At 56.7% G+C, this 17383-nt stretch carries 14 protein-coding genes, 1 tRNA gene and 1 riboswitch; of the genes, 11 read left to right on the top strand and 4 right to left on the bottom strand.

Features of this window, described 5'->3' with window-relative positions; genetic code table 11:
* Positions 1 to 128: 128 nt before the first annotated feature.
* The 4 genes from glmM (at position 129) to serA (ending at position 5511) form a co-directional block, all read left to right on the top strand.
* Complete coding sequence (gene glmM / locus ACO6TI_RS00850) at positions 129 to 1472, top strand: phosphoglucosamine mutase (RefSeq protein WP_422384169.1); 1344 nt, start codon at positions 129 to 131, stop codon at positions 1470 to 1472.
* A gap of 220 nt (positions 1473 to 1692) precedes the next feature.
* Entirely contained in the window at positions 1693 to 2511 is an 819-nt protein-coding gene (locus ACO6TI_RS00845; protein WP_035899980.1) for an outer membrane protein, read from the top strand.
* 159 nt (positions 2512 to 2670) lie between these two features.
* Positions 2671 to 3849, top strand: a complete 1179-nt coding sequence (locus ACO6TI_RS00840) for a phosphoserine transaminase (protein WP_422384168.1) — start codon at positions 2671 to 2673, stop codon at positions 3847 to 3849.
* A 75-nt stretch (positions 3850 to 3924) separates the two neighbouring features.
* The gene (gene serA / locus ACO6TI_RS00835) at positions 3925 to 5511 is read left to right on the top strand and encodes a phosphoglycerate dehydrogenase (protein ID WP_422384167.1); all 1587 of its coding nucleotides are present in this window, start codon (positions 3925 to 3927) and stop codon (positions 5509 to 5511) included.
* 152 nt (positions 5512 to 5663) lie between these two features.
* Here the strand turns inward: serA and ACO6TI_RS00830 are convergent, their stop codons facing one another.
* Positions 5664 to 6569 carry a DMT family transporter gene (locus ACO6TI_RS00830; protein ID WP_196896549.1) on the bottom strand — a complete coding sequence of 302 codons (906 nt, stop codon included), beginning with the start codon at positions 6567 to 6569 and terminating at the stop codon, positions 5664 to 5666.
* A gap of 172 nt (positions 6570 to 6741) precedes the next feature.
* On the opposite strand from ACO6TI_RS00830, the gene ACO6TI_RS00825 reads away from it, so the two are divergent.
* From ACO6TI_RS00825 to ACO6TI_RS00805, 5 genes are all read left to right on the top strand, one after another.
* Positions 6742 to 8013, top strand: coding sequence for an MFS transporter (locus tag ACO6TI_RS00825; RefSeq protein ID WP_422384166.1), 1272 nt, complete (start codon positions 6742 to 6744; stop codon positions 8011 to 8013).
* A 196-nt stretch (positions 8014 to 8209) separates the two neighbouring features.
* Positions 8210 to 9502, top strand: a complete 1293-nt coding sequence (locus ACO6TI_RS00820; protein WP_055113796.1) for an adenylosuccinate synthase — start codon at positions 8210 to 8212, stop codon at positions 9500 to 9502.
* A gap of 253 nt (positions 9503 to 9755) precedes the next feature.
* Positions 9756 to 11579, top strand: a complete 1824-nt coding sequence (locus ACO6TI_RS00815) for a hypothetical protein (RefSeq protein ID WP_422384165.1) — start codon at positions 9756 to 9758, stop codon at positions 11577 to 11579.
* A 73-nt stretch (positions 11580 to 11652) separates the two neighbouring features.
* A riboswitch (TPP riboswitch) is annotated at positions 11653 to 11759 on the top strand.
* Positions 11760 to 12003: 244 nt separating this feature from the next.
* Positions 12004 to 12759 carry an ABC transporter permease gene (locus tag ACO6TI_RS00810; RefSeq protein ID WP_422384164.1) on the top strand — a complete coding sequence of 252 codons (756 nt, stop codon included), beginning with the start codon at positions 12004 to 12006 and terminating at the stop codon, positions 12757 to 12759.
* Between the two features lie 22 nt (positions 12760 to 12781).
* On the top strand, positions 12782 to 13723 hold the full coding sequence (locus ACO6TI_RS00805) for an ABC transporter substrate-binding protein (protein ID WP_055113792.1): 942 nt from the start codon (positions 12782 to 12784) through the stop codon (positions 13721 to 13723).
* Positions 13724 to 13821: 98 nt separating this feature from the next.
* On the opposite strand, the gene rpoH is transcribed toward ACO6TI_RS00805, so the two are convergent.
* On the bottom strand, positions 13822 to 14712 hold the full coding sequence (gene rpoH, locus ACO6TI_RS00800) for an RNA polymerase sigma factor RpoH (protein WP_029064627.1): 891 nt from the start codon (positions 14710 to 14712) through the stop codon (positions 13822 to 13824).
* A gap of 176 nt (positions 14713 to 14888) precedes the next feature.
* Positions 14889 to 15914 (bottom strand): RluA family pseudouridine synthase, encoded by a 1026-nt coding sequence (locus ACO6TI_RS00795; RefSeq protein ID WP_422384163.1) that lies wholly within the window; start codon positions 15912 to 15914, stop codon positions 14889 to 14891.
* On the opposite strand from ACO6TI_RS00795, the gene ACO6TI_RS00790 reads away from it, so the two are divergent.
* Complete coding sequence (locus ACO6TI_RS00790; RefSeq protein WP_029064629.1) at positions 15913 to 16269, top strand: hypothetical protein; 357 nt, start codon at positions 15913 to 15915, stop codon at positions 16267 to 16269. The genes ACO6TI_RS00795 and ACO6TI_RS00790 overlap by 2 nt on opposite strands.
* 156 nt (positions 16270 to 16425) lie before the next feature.
* A tRNA-Glu gene (locus tag ACO6TI_RS00785) sits at positions 16426 to 16501 on the top strand.
* 65 nt (positions 16502 to 16566) lie between these two features.
* On the opposite strand, the gene ACO6TI_RS00780 is transcribed toward ACO6TI_RS00785, so the two are convergent.
* Complete coding sequence (locus ACO6TI_RS00780; protein WP_029064630.1) at positions 16567 to 17349, bottom strand: DeoR/GlpR family DNA-binding transcription regulator; 783 nt, start codon at positions 17347 to 17349, stop codon at positions 16567 to 16569.
* Positions 17350 to 17383 lie beyond the last annotated feature (34 nt).

Raw genomic sequence — 17383 nt, 5'->3', positions numbered from 1 at the left:
CCGGGCTGCTTTTTTGCTGATGGTACGGATCGTCAGTGAATAGTAATATTTGCTCACATATTTTGAATAACGCTTCATTTCATTTGCGCTAAAAGGGCGCAACGCAACCGATCAGACAGGTTCGATAGATGCGCAAGTTTTTCGGTACCGACGGAATCCGTGGTCAGGCCAACTCCTATCCCATGACCGCCGAGATGGCATTGAAAGTCGGCATGGCAGCTGGTCTTGCATTCAAGAATGGCGGTCATCGTCATCGCGTCGTGATTGGCAAGGATACGCGCCTTTCCGGATACATGCTGGAATATGCCATGGTTGCAGGATTCACGTCGGTCGGAATGGATGTCTTCCTGCTTGGTCCAATGCCGACGCCTGCGGTCGCGATGCTGACCCGGTCGCTGCGGACAGATCTCGGTGTGATGATCTCAGCGTCGCACAATGCCTTCCATGACAACGGCATCAAGTTTTTCGGACCTGACGGTTTCAAGCTCAGTGATGATATCGAACGGCAGATCGAGGATCTCATCGAGACCGATCTGACATCCCGTCTTGCGGGAACGCGCGATCTTGGACGTGCAAAGCGTATAGACGGCGCCCAACAACGCTATATCGAATTCGCAAAGCGTACGCTGCCGCGGGAAATGAGCCTTGAAGGTCTTCGCGTCGTGATCGATTGCGCCAACGGTGCAGCCTACAAGGTTGCACCGGAAGCACTCTGGGAACTTGGCGCCGACGTCATCTCCATGGGAGTAACGCCGGATGGCTTCAACATCAACAAGGAGTGCGGATCGACCTCGACCCATGCTCTTTCCAGAAAGGTGCACGAAGTCCGGGCCGATATCGGTATTGCCCTCGACGGGGATGCGGACCGGGTCATCATCGTTGACGAAAACGGCCGACAGGTTGACGGCGACCAATTGATGGCTGTTGTGGCCCAGTCCTGGCATGCCAATGACAGGCTTTCCGGTTCCGGGATCGTCGCGACCGTGATGTCGAACCTGGGACTTGAGCGATATCTTGGCAGCATCGGACTGGATCTTGCCCGAACCAAGGTTGGTGACCGGTACGTGGTTGAACACATGCGTGCCAACGGCTTCAACGTCGGAGGGGAACAGTCCGGCCATATCGTCTTGTCGGATTTCGCCACGACAGGCGACGGGCTGATCGCTGCGTTGCAGGTTCTGGCTTGCGTGAAGGATCAGGACAAGCCCGTATCCGAGGTTTGCCGCCGCTTTGAGCCAGTTCCGCAAATCCTGAAAAATGTGCGTTACAGCAGCGGAAAGCCGCTCGAACAGGACCAGGTCAAATCCGCGATTGAGGAAGGGGAAGCCCGCCTCGGAGCCGCAGGCCGCCTGGTAATCCGTGCTTCCGGAACCGAGCCTCTCATCCGTGTCATGGCGGAAGGTGATGATGCCGATCTCGTCAATGAGGTCGTGGACGACATAGCCGGCGTCGTGGCGTCCGTTGCTGCCTGAGACAAAAATTCAAGTAAAAATCTTCGATTAAAGCCGCCTCGAAAGGGTGGCTTTTTTTAACTACTTGCAGATGTAAATTCGCGTTAAAGGTTCCTTAAGGTAAAAAAACTCGGTTAAAGAACAGAGTTAAGCGACCTTTAATGAATTCCCGTCACTATGCCTTCAAGTTTGATGTGTCCGGCACCCGACAAGCGGACGCTCACTGGAAGAGGACGAGGACATGAACTCATTTTTCAAGCGTTTGTCTTTGACCGGCTTTGCAGTCGCGCTTTCCACCGCAGGCTATGCCGCGGATCTGCCGGCTCCGGTCATTGAGCACATTCCCGAAGTGCCCGCCGTCGGTGGCTTATATCTCCGCGGCGATATCGGTTACAAAATTTACAACGACCCGAGCGGAAGCTTCAATGACCCCGTTATCGGAGATCTGCGCTTTCAACGCGAGTCGTTGGACAATGCCTGGATGGTCGGCGTCGGTGTCGGCTACAAGTGGAACAGGTATCTGCGAACCGATCTGACACTTGACTATGAAACCCCTGCACAGGTGAAAGGGTATGCGGTCTGTGGCACATGCGCAGGCGGGTTCTCCGAAGAGTCAACAGACATCGACATCTGGACGTTCATGGTGAACGGGTATGTCGACCTGGGCACGTGGAACCGGATCACGCCTTACGTCGGCGCAGGTATCGGTGCATCTTACCTCAGGACCGACAACACATATTCGATCAATCCCGGCGGTACCGGACGAACGGATTATGATGGGCAACAAAGCCAGTGGAATTTCGCATGGGCGCTGATGGCAGGTGCTTCCTATGCGGTGACCGACAACTGGGAAATCGACGCCGGATACCAGTATCGCGACCTCGGTGATGCGAAAACCGTGAAATTGCATGATGCAGGCACCGGTGAAACCCGGGTTGAATGGGATGACCTGACTGCGCACGAGATCCGTCTCGGCATACGCTACAATTTTGGCGGCCGCAGATCTCCGGCAGCTCCGGTCTATTACGAGCCGCAAGGTCCGATCCAGAGCAACTTCTGATCAGGACTGCACAAACACACTTGGAAAAGGCCGGTCGTTCAGACCGGCCTTTTTGCGTCTGAACCGGATTTGAATTGACCAGGCACGGATAAAGTCCTATTCCCGCAGGTGGGACACCCCTCCCCAACGAGGGGCAACTATCTGCGAGGGTAGACAGATATGACTGATTTTACCGCCAAGCCGGACGTGCGTCCGGCCAATCCCAATTTTTCGTCCGGTCCCTGTTCCAAGCGCCCCGGCTGGTCGCTCGAAGGGCTTTCCGATGCTCCGCTCGGCCGCTCTCACAGGGCGAAACCCGGCAAGGCCAAGCTGGCCGAAGCGATAAACCTGACCCGAAAAATTCTGGAAATCCCGGAAGACTATCGCATCGGTATCGTGCCCGCGTCAGATACTGGCGCCGTTGAGATGGCGCTCTGGTCGCTGCTCGGCGCTCGCGGTGTCGACATGCTGGCCTGGGAAAGCTTCGGCGCAGGCTGGGTGACCGACGTGATCAAGCAACTCAAACTCGAGAATGCGAGAGTTCTTGACGCTCCGTACGGAGAGTTGCCGGACCTGTCCACCGTTGATTTCACCAATGATGTAGTCTTTACCTGGAACGGCACCACTTCCGGCGTGCGTGTGCCAAACGGCGACTGGATACCGGCCGACAGGCAGGGGCTGACGATCTGCGATGCGACGTCCGCCGCCTTTGCGCAGGACCTTGCCTTTGACAAACTGGATGTCGTTACCTTCTCCTGGCAGAAGGTTCTGGGCGGAGAGGCCGCACACGGTGTCCTGATATTGAGCCCGCGGGCCGTCGAACGCCTTGAAACCTATACGCCGTCCTGGCCACTGCCGAAGATCTTCCGACTGACAAAGGCCGGCAAGCTGATTGAGGGCGTTTTCAGGGGCGAGACCATCAACACGCCGTCGATGCTTTGCGTGGAAGATTATCTCGACGCCCTGAAATGGGCCAACGGTGTTGGCGGGCTGTCCGGATTGCGTGCGCGGGCTGACGCTAACCTGCGCGTGTTTGCGGACTGGGTTGCCGAAAGCCGCTGGGCGGACTTTCTTGCCGTCGACCGAGACACCCGTTCCAACACTTCGGTTTGCCTGAAGGTTGTCGATCCCGACATTCTCGCACTTGACGATGACCGTCAGGCTGCCTTTGCGAAGGCAATCACTTCACGTCTTGATCTGGAAGGAGTGGCTTATGACATCGGCGCTTACAGGGATGCGCCGTCAGGCCTGCGTGTCTGGGCCGGAGCCACGATCGAGACGGATGATCTCAAAGCGTTGACGACCTGGCTCGACTGGGCCTACGCCGCTGAAAAAGCGAATCTGTCTCAGGCTGCCTGAGCATTTTCTCCTCTCATGAAAATCTGCCGGGCGGCCTGCTGCCCGGATCGCATTTGCATTCAAGGAGACGCTCACATGGCGCCCAAAGTACTCATTTCAGACAAGCTTTCACCTGCTGCCGTTCAGATCTTCAAGGATCGGGGTATCGATGCGGACTTTCTGCCCGACGTGGGCAAGGACAAGGAACGGCTGCTTGACATCATCGGCCAGTATGATGGCCTGGCGATCCGCTCCGCAACTAAGGTGACGGAGAAAATCATTGCTGCAGCGGACAATCTGAAGGTTGTCGGCCGCGCGGGGATCGGCGTCGACAATGTCAATATCCCCAAAGCGACGGCGCGCGGTATCATCGTCATGAACACGCCGTTCGGCAATGCCATCACTACCGCTGAACATGCGATCTCCATGATGATGTCCGTGGCGAGGCAGATCCCGGCAGCGGACGCTTCGACACAATCGGGAAAGTGGGAAAAATCCCGCTTCATGGGGCGTGAACTTACCGGCAAGACCCTCGGGCTCGTCGGGTGCGGCAACATCGGTTCCATTGTCGCGGACAGGGCCATCGGTCTCAGGATGAAGGTGATCGCTTACGATCCCTTTCTGACACCGGAAAGAGCAGTCTCCCTTGGTGTCGAGAAGGTCGAGCTTGACGACCTTTTCGGCCGATCCGACTTCATCACGCTGCATACGCCGCTGACCGACAAGACCCGCAACATCATCAACGCCGACTCGATTGCCAAGATGAGAACCGGATCCTACCTGATCAACTGTGCCCGGGGTGGTCTGGCAGATGAAGCTGCTGTCCGAAAAGCGCTGGACGAAGGCAAACTTGCCGGCGCGGCCTTCGATGTCTTTGTCGAGGAGCCTGCAAAGGACAATGTGCTGTTTGGTGCGAAGAACTTCGTTTCCACGCCGCATCTGGGTGCGTCGACGTCCGAAGCTCAGGAAAACGTGGCGCTGCAGGTCGCTGAGCAAATGTGTGATTATCTGCTCGACGGCGCCGTTCGCAATGCGATCAACATGCCGTCGATCACCGCCGAAGAGGCACCCAAGCTTGCTCCATTCGTCCGGTTGGCTGAGCAGCTTGGCTCCTTTGCCGGTCAGTTGACGGAAACAGGTATCGAGGGCGTCAAGCTCGAATATGCCGGTGCGGTTGCAGAAATGAACGTGCAGGCCTTGACGGCCGCAGCGCTTACAGGACTGCTGACACCTCTGTTGCAGACCGTCAACATGGTCTCCGCTCCCATCCTGGCTAAGGATCGCGGTATCAAGGTTGAGGAAATCCGGCGCGAAAAGCAGGGTGCCTACGAGACCTATATCCGTTTGACGGTGGTCACTGAACGCCAGGAACGGTCTGTTGCCGGAACCGTCTTTGCGGACGGCAAGCCGCGGATCATCCAGGTGAAAGGCATCAACATGGAAGCCGAGCTTGGTGAGCACATGCTCTACATCACCAACGAGGACAAGCCCGGTTTCATCGGCCACCTGGGGATGGAACTCGGCGACAGCGGCGTCAACATTGCAACTTTCAATCTGGGCCGGCTCGCACCAGGCGCAGATGCGATCTGCCTCGTGGAGATCGACAATGATGTGTCGGCCGACGTGATGGCGAGACTGGAAGCCGTTTCCCACGTGAAACAGGTAAAGACATTGAGATTCTAGTTTCCCTGCCAAACGCGCTTTCAATGCATTCGGGTTTGTCGGGCTCAGCTCGACAAACCCGGCGTGATAGGCCGGAGTAGCCTATTTCGACAACCCAACAGCCTGGAACGTGTCGTCTTTCTTTCGGTCGACGGCTTGATACCTCCCACCGCTCAGGTTTTTTCTGGAACTTGCCGGTTGTTCCGGCGCAGGATCCGCCCGTCGAGTACAATCAACCCGACCAAAAGAATCGCGAACCCGCCGAGTTGCAGCGCGCTGAGATTTTCACCGAGGATCAGCCAACCGAAGAAGAGTGCGCTTGCCGGGACAATCAACGTGACCAGCGATGCATTGGTCGCTCCCGCATCGCTCAGCAACTGGAAAAAGATGAGATAGGCCAACGCCGTGGCGAAAACACCAAGTGCCAGAACATTTGCCCAGGCGGTCAAGCTCGTGCCGGAGGCGGTCCAGCCTGTGCCGAAGTAAAGTGCAATCGGCAGCATGATCAGGCTCGAGCCAAGAAGCTGGCCAGTGGCGGCGACCTGAGGCTGTACCGCCTTGAAACGGCGTGCGTATGTTGCAGCGCAGGCATATGAAACAGCCGCTCCAAGGCAACTCAACTGCGCCCAGACCGGGTCATTGGCAACACCGGACAAGCTGCTCGACAGCATGACAGCAACCCCGATTACCCCCAGAAGCACACCACCGATCTTGTTCGCGCTCAAGGTCTCCTGCTTCACCAGCACTCCTGCGACAACAACGGTGAATATTGGTGTTGTCGCGTTCAGGATGGATGCCAGTCCTGCACCGATTTCGGTCTGCCCGAGAAAGAGGAGTGAAAACGGGATCGCGTTGTTCAGGATACCCATGATCAGAAAGGGGATCGCAAGTTCGAAAGAGAGCTTCCGTAGAAGTTTCTGATACCAGAGCACGAGCAGGAGAACCGCGCAGGCACTGGAAACCCGGAAGAATACCAGCACAAATGGCGGAATTTCGGCGACGGCAACCTTGGCGAACAAGAACGAACCGCCCCAAATCGTTCCAAGAACGATCAGCATTACCCAGTTTCGAAGAGGCATCGAGTTACCCTGACACTTTGAAGACCGACCCGGACTATCACGACAGCAGAGGGGCAGACACCCGAAAAGTGAGAATAGGTTCGGTTTGGTGGCTTGCACCGAAGTCACAGTCTGGCAAAGTGTACATCACGCCTTTTCGATACTTCAGGCGGATTCAGAAAGCCTGTCTCCCATGACACAGATTGTCCAGTCAGCCAGAGAAACCTCTCTTGCCGGTCGACTCGCTCCACTGCTGATCGCTGCAGCCTGCCTGCTGGCGGCGAACGGTCTTGCGATGACCATGATAGCGGTGAGGGCGAAGGTGGAAGGACTGCCCGACGGCCTTATCGGCCTGCTTGGATCACTTTACTATGCGGGTTTGATTTCGGGTGTACTCTTTACCCCCTACCTGATTGCCCGGGCGGGTCATATCCGCGTGTTTGCAGCGCTTGCTTCAGTCAGTGCGATTGCGGTTCTTGCCATCGCCTTTGCGCCGGCCGGCTGGCCCTGGATGCTTGCCCGTTTTGTCAGCGGAGCGGCGTTTTGCGGGACGGCAATGGTTCTGGAGAGCTGGTTGAACTCGATGGCCTCCAACGCATCGCGCGGACGAATTCTCTCGATATACAGGATTGTTGATCTCGGAGCAGTCATGGGCGGGCAGTTCATGCTGCCGGCGTTCGGGGCAACCGGCACCGATATCCTTATGGTTCTTGCCGTCCTTTTTTGCTTTGCGGTTGTGCCGATTTCCCTGGCCCGTGGCGGGAACCCGCCGGCACCACCGGCAAAAATCGTCAATCCGCTGATGCTCTGGCGCGTCTCGCCGGTCGCCATGGTGGGCATTTTCACGATCGGACTGACAAACGGGGCTTTCCGAATGATCGGGCCAATCTACGCCGAAAGCATTGGGCTGGGCCTGGAAACCGTCGCTGCCTTCATTGCGATCTGGGTTTTTGCCGGGGCGATTTTTCAATATCCGGCGGGATGGGTCTCCGATCGCGTGGACCGTCGCCTGGTGCTGATCGTCTTCACGATCGGCGCCGGACTTGCCTGTCTGTTTATCTCCCGATCGGTGTCGCAGGCAGATCTGTTCGTCGGTGTCTTTTTCTTCGGTGGCTTCGCGCTGCCACTTTATTCCCTGTCTGCGGCACATGCCAATGATCATGCCCAGCCGGGCCAATTCATCGATATCGCCGCCGGAACAATGCTTGCCTTTGGAGTTGGGGCGATGATCGGGCCATTTGTCGCATCCTTGCTGATGGGTTCCTTCGGCCCGGCGGCATTCTTCGTTTATACCGCCACCCTGCATCTGATGCTGGTCCTGTTTATCGTAATCCGGATGTTCCGCCGCGAAGCCGTTCCTGCCGACCGGCGGCGTCGATTCGTCTGGCTGCTCAGGACATCACCAATGATTAACCGGCTCGCACGCAGTGAAAAAACGGATGAGAAGCCCGCGCCGCCAAAATAAAGCCAAAGACCTGCTTATAAGCGGTATCCAAATGCGTTCGACCGCACCATATTTTGGCGTCGAAGACTCGCATGCGCGGGGAAACCTGTCTATAGTCCGCGCCGTTTGCCCCGGTCAGCTTCGCCGGGGCTTGTCGTGTCGACACACCGGATTGTCCAGGTGATGCAGAAGCAGCTTTCAGGAGAGCAAAGACTAGATGGCGAATGTGGTTGTTGTCGGTTCGCAATGGGGTGACGAAGGCAAAGGCAAGATTGTCGACTGGTTGTCGGAACAGGCCGATGTCATCGTGAGATTCCAGGGCGGACACAACGCCGGACACACGCTTGTCATCGATGGCGTCAGCTACAAGCTTTCTCTATTGCCGTCCGGAGTTGCACGCGAAGGCAAGCTGTCGGTCATCGGCAATGGTGTCGTGCTCGACCCGCACGCACTTGCAGAAGAGGTCGAACGGCTTGGCAAGCAAGGTGTCGTGGTTACACCGGAAACCCTGCGCGTTGCCGAGAACGCAACGCTCATTCTGTCTATCCATCGGGAACTGGATGCCCTGCGCGAGAATTCAAACAGCGGCACTCGGATCGGCACGACGAAACGGGGTATCGGACCGGCATACGAAGACAAGGTCGGCCGTCGCGCAATCCGTCTGATGGACTTGAAGAACCTGACGACGCTGCCGGCGAAAATCGATCGCCTGCTGACGCATCACAACGCGCTACGCCGTGGGTTGGGTCAGGATGAAATTTCCGCCCAGGCAATCTATGACGAACTCGCCAGCGTGGCGGACAAGGTGCTGCCTTACATGGACAAGGTCTGGTATCTGCTGGACGATCTTCGCCGCAAGGGCAAGCGCATCCTGTTTGAAGGTGCCCAGGGCGCCCTTCTGGATATTGATCACGGCACCTATCCCTTCGTCACGTCGTCAAACACGGTTGCGGGCCAGGCCGCGACTGGTTGCGGTCTGGGTCCTGGTTCGGTCGATTTCGTCCTCGGCATCACGAAGGCCTATACGACCCGCGTCGGCGAGGGGCCGTTTCCAACGGAGCAGGAAAACGAGGTCGGTGAGTTCCTCGGCACGCGAGGCCATGAATTCGGCACTGTCACCGGTCGCCGCCGCCGCTGTGGCTGGTTCGACGCGGTTCTGGTGCGCCAGACCGTCTGCACTTCGGGCATCAACGGTATCGCGTTGACGAAGCTTGATGTTCTGGATGGCCTTGATGAAATCAAGATCTGTATCGGGTATGAACTTGACGGCGAACGGATCGATTATCTGCCGGCATCCCAGGGTGCCCAGGAGAGGGTTGTTCCGATTTACGAATCGCTGCCTGGCTGGAAGGAGTCGACGGAGGGCGCCCGCACGTGGGCAGAGTTGCCTGCCCAGGCGATCAAATATGTCCGCCATGTTGAGGAATTGATCGGCGCACCGGTGGCGCTGCTGTCGACCAGTCCGGAACGTGATGACACAATTCTTGTGCAGAATCCTTTCCAGGATTGAGATCTGTGACCGAAAAAGCTCAATATTACGCAGCGTGTACGCTTCACGAATCACGATGCGCTGTTATTGAGATGCTGGACGCAAGCTTGAAAGCCGTCCAATAGACAGTTGTAGGAATGAGCTTTGCAGGGTTCTGTTTTCGAGCAGGTAGGAAGAATTGGCGCCAGTCTTCAAAAACTTGCTATAAGCCTGAGGTGATTACGAACCTCAGGCCAGCAGAACAGAATCATGCAAATGGCCGGTAGGCAGGAAGATGGCTGATTATTATTCAATATTGAAGAAAACGATCGCGTCTTTGCCCGAAAGCAACGGTGCCGCGCGCAGGAGTGTCTATAGCCGGGCGCGCAATGCTATTGTCAATCAGCTCAAGGCATATGAGCCACCTCTTTCTCCGTCTGAAATCACGGCGGAGCAACTTCGCCTTGAAGAAGCGATCCGGAAAGTCGAAGCGGAAGCAGCGCGTGAAAGCCTGGGCTTGACACCTGCGAGTGTGGCGACATCCTCTCGCGTCGAAACACCGGCACCGCAACCTGCCGCTCCAGTTGATGAAGTCCCGTCGCCGGAGGCTGCCGAGCACCCCGAGCAAGCTGAACCTGCAGTAGAAGAATACGCGGAACCGGTTGCGACTGAACCGCAACCGGGGGAGCAATCGCCGCCTGAGCCACATTCGGAGCCACATGGCGCGGTCGAAGAAGACGTTCCTTCTCCCCTGAAGGAGACCCTTTCGGAAGCAGAGGCTCTTGGCACCGCAGCCACGCAGGCTGTTCAAACCGTCAAGGAGGTTGTGGAGCCTTCCACCGGCCATTCCACGCCTGCCCCAGAACCACGCCAGGAACCGATATTTGAAAACAAAAGCCCGGATGATGCCGGGTTGTTTGCAGAAGAGGCCGGCGGAAACGCGCCCGGCGAGAAGCCTCTCTATTCTGACGAGCCTGAAGCAACCCCTGCGCCGAAAGGCCGTTCGCGGCGCGAGCGCCCTTCGGCATCGGACGCACTAAGAAGCAAATCTTCATCCGGCCGTTTCCTGCCGATCGCTCTGGGGGTTCTTTTCCTCGTCGTTCTGCTGGGAGCCGGTGCCTATTTCCTTCTTCCATTGGACGATCTTGTTTCCGTCAATCGCCAGCAAACCGAAACAGGTGAATCTCAGGCAACAGGTGCCGGTCGGACCGAAGATGCACCAGTGGCGTCATCCTCCGGGACAACGTCCGACGATCCCGAGTCTTCAAAGAACACCGATCGTCTCCTTGACGGCGGTGGAGACGATGTTATCGCGCCTGACGCGAGAACCGTGACGACAACGACCATCACCCCCCAGTCCACGGGACTGGAGCCGGTTCCTTCCGCGCCGGCGATCGTGACAAATCCCCAGATTGAACCGGTGCCGGAAGCGCCCGTTCAGCCGCAGTCGGGCGTGGTATCGCCTTCCGCGACTGGTGATGATGCGCCTCTCGCCGTTCCCCAGGACAACCTGGCGGCAATTGCGCCGGAACAGGCTGCTCCGGAAGAGCCGTCCGCCGGTCTTGCCGCCAGCGACGGTGTGCAGCGCTCAATTCTCTACGAAGAAGGCGAGGATACCGGTGGCGAGGGAACCGCGTCCCAGGGGGCTGTTGTCTGGGGCCTTGAAGAGGAAACCAATCTGGACGGTCAGCGGCAGTCCGTGCTGACTGCTTCAATCGATATTCCGGAACGGGATGTGAAGGTCGACATTCGCATCAAGCCGAATGACGACACGTCCTTGCCGGCAAGTCATCTTGTCGAAATAAAATATGATTTTCCCGAGAGTTTTGCGGCCGGAGATGTTGTGAATGTTCCGGGCCTCGTCATGAAACCGACGGAGGAAGCACGGGGCGATGCCCTGATAGGTGCGTCCGTGAAAGTCCAGCCCGGATTCTTCTGGATCGCCTTGTCGAACCTTCCGAACGAACAGCAGCGCAACCTGAATCTTTTGCGTGAACGGGGCTGGATCGATATCCCGATGCTCTACGAGAACGGCAAGCGCGGCATCCTTACGCTTGAAAAGGGACCCGACGGCGCTGTCGCTGTCGAAAAGGCAGTTACCGACTGGCAGGCCGGCTAAGTCCCGGAGACTATCAGCCAAAAAAGATATCGCACGGCGGGTTGCCTTTTTTGTTCAGGCAAGGCATGTTCCGCCTTGGTCCGAGGGGTGTTCCGGTTAACGGAACTGAGATGGCTTTGAGCCGAACCCTTAGAACCTGATCCGGGTCATGCCGGCGAAGGGACGGAATCCTTAGCCTATTCCCGGATCTCCATTGTCATTTTCGGCAAGATCAACGGACAACCGATCGAAGATCGGGCATCCAAGTTGATCGCGTTCTAAATGCTGGAGCATTTATGTGCGTTTGAGACATCGCACGGTGCGCCAGTCCGAAGACGGGAGATCCTATGCGTTCTTGTCTGCAAGGGCAGCAATCGCCGCATGTGCGAAGATTGTCTGCCGCACAAAATGTCCACTATGCGCCAGGTGCCACCGGAGAGTTGGCATGAAGGTGTTGCTGCAAGTGGGCATGAGATTCCTGTTTTCAGTCTTTGCCGTCCTCGCGGTCTGGGCGTTGCTTGTGGCCGCCTTCCAGCCACCCTCGTTCATGTTGCCTGGACCGGTGGAGGTGATCCTCACATTTCCCGAACACGCCGGTTTCCTGTTTCACCATGCGGGTATAACGGCTTCCGAAACGGTTATCGGCTTTGTTCTGGGTGTCCTGTGCGGTTCGACCCTTGCGATTGCCATCTGGCTGTTTCCCTTGGCTGGACGTGTGATCATGCCGACCATTCTGGTTACGCAAGCACTTCCCGTCTTCGCTATAGCTCCCGTGTTGGTTCTCTGGCTCGGCTTTGGAATGTCTTCCAAAATCGTCATGGCCATTCTGGTTATCTTTTTTACCGTCACTTCAACGGTATATGACGGGTTGAGGCGACTTGATCCCGGACTTTCGGATCTGGCAAGGCTCTATCGCGTGTCGCGATTTCAGGAACTGATAATGTTCCGTGCACCAGCAGCGCTGCCGGCATTTGCGTCCGGTATTCGCGTGGCTGCAGTCTTTGCGCCTATCGGTGCAGTCGTCGGCGAATGGGCCGGCGCCAAGGGTGGCCTTGCATTCATCATGCTGCAGGCCAATGCGCGCGGAAATGCAGACATGTTGTTTGCTGCCGTCATCCTTCTTGCTCTGATGGTGCTGGCCATGCGCTACGCCGTTGAACATCTCACCCGAATTCTCGTTCCCTGGCAGGTCGAAGTCTGACTGCCGTACACTGGAGGATTGAATGAAAAAACTACTGGTGTCCCTGTCTGTCGCTGCCGCGCTGTTTGCGAGCGCTCCGGTTCAGGCTGCTGAAAAACTGACAGTTCTTCTGGACTGGTTTACGAATCCTGATCATGCGCCGGTGATTACGGCCCAGACGTTGGGGTTTTTCGAAGCCGAAGGCCTCGAGGTCGAGTTGATCGAGCCTGCCGATCCTGCCATGCCGCCGAAACTGGTGGCTGCCGGACAGGGTGATATCGCGATTTCCTATCAGCCGACCCTGCACGCGCATGTTGAAGAAGGCCTGCCGGTCTCCTGGGTCGGGACGCTTGTCGAGACACCGCTGAACTCCCTGATTGTTCTGAAAGACGGTCCCATCAAGGAACTGAAGGACCTGAAAGGCAAGACAATCGGGTTTTCGGTTTCAGGTTTTGAGGATGCCATGCTCGGGCAAATGCTGAAATCCGTGGGCCTGTCGATGGATGACGTTGAACTGGTCAATGTCAACTTTGCCTTGTCTCCAGCACTCATGTCCGGCCAGGTGGATGCCGTTATCGGCGCCTATCGCAATTTCGAACTCACACAACTCGAAATCGAAGGCAAGGAAGGGACTGCATTCTTCCCGGAAGAAAACGGCGTGCCGATTTTTGACGAGTTGATCTACGTGGTGAACAAGGATCAGACAGATGATCCGCGGTTCGTCAAGTTCCTGGCCGCTGTTGAAGCAGCGACGATCTATCTGACCAATCATCCCGAGGAAGCGTGGAACGCGTTCATCGAGGCTTATCCGCACCTGAATGACGAATTGAACAAGCGCGCCTGGGCCGACACACTGCCGCGGTTTGCCAAACGTCCCGGTTCCCTGGACGAAGGTCGCTATCAGCGATTTGCAGAATTCATGGCCGAAGCCGGGCTGATCAGCAAAGTTGTGCCGGTGGATACATACGCGGTCGAGATCCGATAGACACGAGGTTTGACGCAGCGCGTTCCACCCTCGGTTCAAAATGAAAAAAACGCCGGAGATGTCTCCGGCGTTTCCAATTCAATGCAGTGCGTAACGTGTCAGGTGACCGGTTGCTGGTGTTCCTGTGCCCGGGCATTGTTGCGCACGGCCTTTTGCACCTTTTCAAAGGCGCGCACCTCGATTTGGCGAACACGCTCGCGGCTGACGCCAAATTCGCCAGAGAGATCTTCCAGCGTCATCGGGTCTTCTGACAGCCGGCGTGCCTGGAAGATGCGCCGTTCGCGTTCGTTAAGCACGTCCATTGCGTCGCTGAGCAGCTTGCGGCGCATATCAAGTTCTTCCTGATTTGCCAGCAAGGTCTCCTGGCTGTCGCTTTCATCGACAAGCCAGTCCTGCCATTCTCCGGCGTCGGCTTCCGCGCGTACCGGTGCGTTCAGGCTGGCATCACCGCCCAGACGGCGGTTCATTGACACCACTTCCTCTTCCGAAACACCGAGGCGGGTTGCGATTTCCTTGACCTGATGTGGCTTCAGATCGCCTTCATCAAGGGCCTGAATCTTGCCTTTCAGACGACGCAGGTTGAAGAACAGGCGTTTCTGGTTCGCAGTGGTCCCCATTTTGACGAGGGACCAGGATCGCAGAATATATTCCTGAATGGCGGCCTTGATCCACCACATGGCGTAAGTCGCCAGCCTGAAACCCTTGTCCGGTTCGAAGCGCTTCACGGCCTGCATCAGACCGACATTGCCTTCAGAGACAACCTCGCCGATCGGCAGTCCATAGCCGCGGTATCCCATTGCTATTTTTGCAACGAGGCGTAGGTGGGAATTGACCAGGCGTTCGGCGGCTGCAGGGTCCTCATGCTCTTTATACCGCTTGGCGAGCATGTACTCTTCCTGCGGCTGCAGCATTGGAAATTTACGAATCTCATCCAGATAGCGGCTCAGACCGCCTTCCCCGGCTGTGAGAGTAGGTACGTTTTGGGCCATTGCATGCACCCCCTTTCGTAAGGTTGCGACCTCTTCCTCCCGCTGCTCCGCAGTGTTACGCAAGCAAGCCCTGTCAAAGGAAAGGCGGACGCATAGTCGTGTCCATAAAGGCACACAAGAGTTTTTAATATAGGTTGGAAATTGCCGATTGCATGGCAAGATTGCAGAAATTCATCCTAAAAATTTTGTAATGATAACAAAAGATTTGCAAAATCAGCCGGGTATGGGCTCTCAAAACGCAATGTTTTCCCATTAACCGGATGTTCGAAGGCGAGCAGGCCTGCATGCAGTGCCTGGCGATCGAAAGCTCCAACGACGGTTTTGAGAGGTTCGTCGAGACGATTGATTTTGGTTTTGAACCCTGAACCGTAGTCATCATCGCCAATCAGTGGATGGCCGATATGGGTCATATGAACGCGGATCTGGTGCGTGCGGCCGGTTTCCAGGCGGCATTCCATCAGTGAGGCGAGGGCAGGTTGGTCCGCAGCGCCGAACCGCTCCCTGACCTGCCAATGCGTTACCGCTTGGCGGCCACTTGTCTTGACGACGGCCATTTTCTGCCGGTTAGACTGCGAACGGGCAAGATTTGTATCGATCGTGCCCTTGAGATTGGAGGGCGCGCCCCACACGAGAGCTGCATAGGAGCGTTCAAGCGGACCTGTTCGGCCATGATCAGCAAATTGCGCTGCCAGACCCTGATGTGCCTGATCGGTTTTCGCAACAACCAGCAGGCCAGACGTATCCTTGTCGATCCTGTGAACAATGCCCGGGCGTCTGACACCGCCTATGCCGGACAGACTGTCACCGCAGTGATGGATCAGGGCGTTAACGAGCGTGCCTGTCCAGTTACCGGCGCCGGGGTGCACGACAAGACCCGCCGGTTTGTCGACTACTATGAGATGCTCGTCCTCGAATACAACGGCGATCGGTATGTCTTCACCGCTGGGTTCCGGATCCTCCGGCTCGGGGAGGGAAAGCGCAAGTGGATCCCCTTCATTGACCCGGAATTTAGGTTCCACTACCTTCGCGCCGCCGACGGTGACGTCTCCTGACCTGATTAGAGACTGGATCCTATTGCGGCTAAGCGCGTCGATATGCGCTGCCAGAACCGCATCCAGCCTTTTCCCGGCATCGGCTGCATCAACTGTTAATCTGAAATCCGTGTCGAATTCGGCAGGATCTTCATGGGAATTGTCTGTCATGTCACAACCTGATTTTCGGGAAGAAGACCAGAAGGAAGCGCCGCTAGATCCGGCAGCCGAACGCGTTCAGGCGAGATTGAAACGTCTCTTGTTCGGATCCACTCTTATCATGTTCGCCGGTTTGATCGCTGTCTTTGCAGCAATTCTCTACAAGATCAATACCAATGAGTCCGGCGTGCCCTCGGATGCGTTTGCTTCGACGGTCGTCATCGGGCCCGATGCCGAAGTCTTGCAGGTGACTTTTGCCGAAAGCATCATGTTGGTGCTTGTGCGGGAAGGCAGCAAAACCGCGCTGCTGCGCATTGACCCGCTTTCGGGAAAACAGATAGGCCGCACGGAATTTGTTGCGCGGTAACCCTGTGCTTCTGCCATCCTGTGCCGAGCCGTCCGCCCTCGCTCTGAGCTGTTGTGAACAGGCGCGTGCCAAAAACCGAAAAAAGGGGTTGCGTCTTCACTCATGCAGCCTTATACGCACGGTCCTCGGCCTGAAACAGAGTTTTTCAGGTATTGCGCGCCCATCGTCTAGCGGTCTAGGACGCCGCCCTTTCACGGCGGAAACACGGGTTCGAGTCCCGTTGGGCGTGCCACTCTTTTTCCAATTGCAGTTTAATCGAATTGCACCGGTTCTTCTGGCTGTCGGCGTCGATATTGTTCAGAGCCGGGCAGTTTCCAGCCGCTGCCCGGTCTCAATGAGATTTACTTCTGCTTCGGCGGCGATCTTTGCAAAATTCGGATCGGTGCAATAGTCGGTTACAAAGGTGGTGACCTGTGACAGATGCCCGACCCTTACCGGCGCAGTGCGTTCGAATTTTGTGCTGTCGGCTGCAAGAATGACATGGCGCGCATTATCCATGATGGTCTTGGTGACCTTGACCTCGCGATAGTCGTAGTCGAGCAGGGATCCGTCCGGATCGACCGCAGACGCACCGATGACCGCAAAATCGACCTTGAACTGCCGCATGAAGTCGACGGCAGCCTCGCCGACAATACCGCCGTCCGAATGCCGCAGGACACCTCCCGCGATAACAACTTCAATCTGAGAATATCCGCGCATAAGGCTGGCGACATTGATGTTGTTGGTGATCACCATCAGGCCACGATGCTGAAGCAGCGCCTGGGCAACGGCTTCCGTGGTTGTCCCGATGTTTATGAAGATCGAGGTGTTGTCCGGAATGAGTGCCGCAACGCTCTCGCCGATATCCGCCTTTTCCTTGCTGGATATAATTCTTCGCGCTTCATAGCCAACATTCTCGATGCCGGAAGACAGCAGGGCGCCACCATGCGTTCTGGCCAGCAGTCGGCGGTCGCACAGTTCGTTCAGATCTTTGCGGATTGTCTGCGGGCTGACATCGAAACGCCTTGCAAGATCATCGACGCTGACGCGTCCCATCTGCCGGGCGAGTTCCAGGATTGCGTTGTGGCGTTCAATCAGCATTTATCGAAAGCTCTTCAGGTGTCGACACATTCAC

Origin of the sequence: Roseibium album (genome assembly GCF_965233825.1) — a bacterium.
GTDB classification, from domain to species: domain Bacteria; phylum Pseudomonadota; class Alphaproteobacteria; order Rhizobiales; family Stappiaceae; genus Roseibium; species Roseibium album.
Note: the sequence above shows the minus strand (reverse complement) of the source record. Positions and strands in the feature narration are given on the sequence as shown.

Coding starts and splice junctions, on each gene's coding strand:
- ACO6TI_RS00780 (WP_029064630.1), bottom strand. CDS start 17,349: ATGCTGATTGAACGCCACAACGCAATCCTGGAACTCGCCCGGCAGATG.
- ACO6TI_RS00820 (WP_055113796.1), top strand. CDS start 8,210: ATGGCGAATGTGGTTGTTGTCGGTTCGCAATGGGGTGACGAAGGCAAA.
- ACO6TI_RS00830 (WP_196896549.1), bottom strand. CDS start 6,569: ATGCCTCTTCGAAACTGGGTAATGCTGATCGTTCTTGGAACGATTTGG.
- serA (WP_422384167.1), top strand. CDS start 3,925: ATGGCGCCCAAAGTACTCATTTCAGACAAGCTTTCACCTGCTGCCGTT.
- ACO6TI_RS00795 (WP_422384163.1), bottom strand. CDS start 15,914: ATGACAGACAATTCCCATGAAGATCCTGCCGAATTCGACACGGATTTC.
- ACO6TI_RS00815 (WP_422384165.1), top strand. CDS start 9,756: ATGGCTGATTATTATTCAATATTGAAGAAAACGATCGCGTCTTTGCCC.
- glmM (WP_422384169.1), top strand. CDS start 129: ATGCGCAAGTTTTTCGGTACCGACGGAATCCGTGGTCAGGCCAACTCC.
- rpoH (WP_029064627.1), bottom strand. CDS start 14,712: ATGGCCCAAAACGTACCTACTCTCACAGCCGGGGAAGGCGGTCTGAGC.
- ACO6TI_RS00825 (WP_422384166.1), top strand. CDS start 6,742: ATGACACAGATTGTCCAGTCAGCCAGAGAAACCTCTCTTGCCGGTCGA.
- ACO6TI_RS00790 (WP_029064629.1), top strand. CDS start 15,913: ATGTCACAACCTGATTTTCGGGAAGAAGACCAGAAGGAAGCGCCGCTA.
- ACO6TI_RS00845 (WP_035899980.1), top strand. CDS start 1,693: ATGAACTCATTTTTCAAGCGTTTGTCTTTGACCGGCTTTGCAGTCGCG.
- ACO6TI_RS00840 (WP_422384168.1), top strand. CDS start 2,671: ATGACTGATTTTACCGCCAAGCCGGACGTGCGTCCGGCCAATCCCAAT.
- ACO6TI_RS00805 (WP_055113792.1), top strand. CDS start 12,782: ATGAAAAAACTACTGGTGTCCCTGTCTGTCGCTGCCGCGCTGTTTGCG.
- ACO6TI_RS00810 (WP_422384164.1), top strand. CDS start 12,004: ATGAAGGTGTTGCTGCAAGTGGGCATGAGATTCCTGTTTTCAGTCTTT.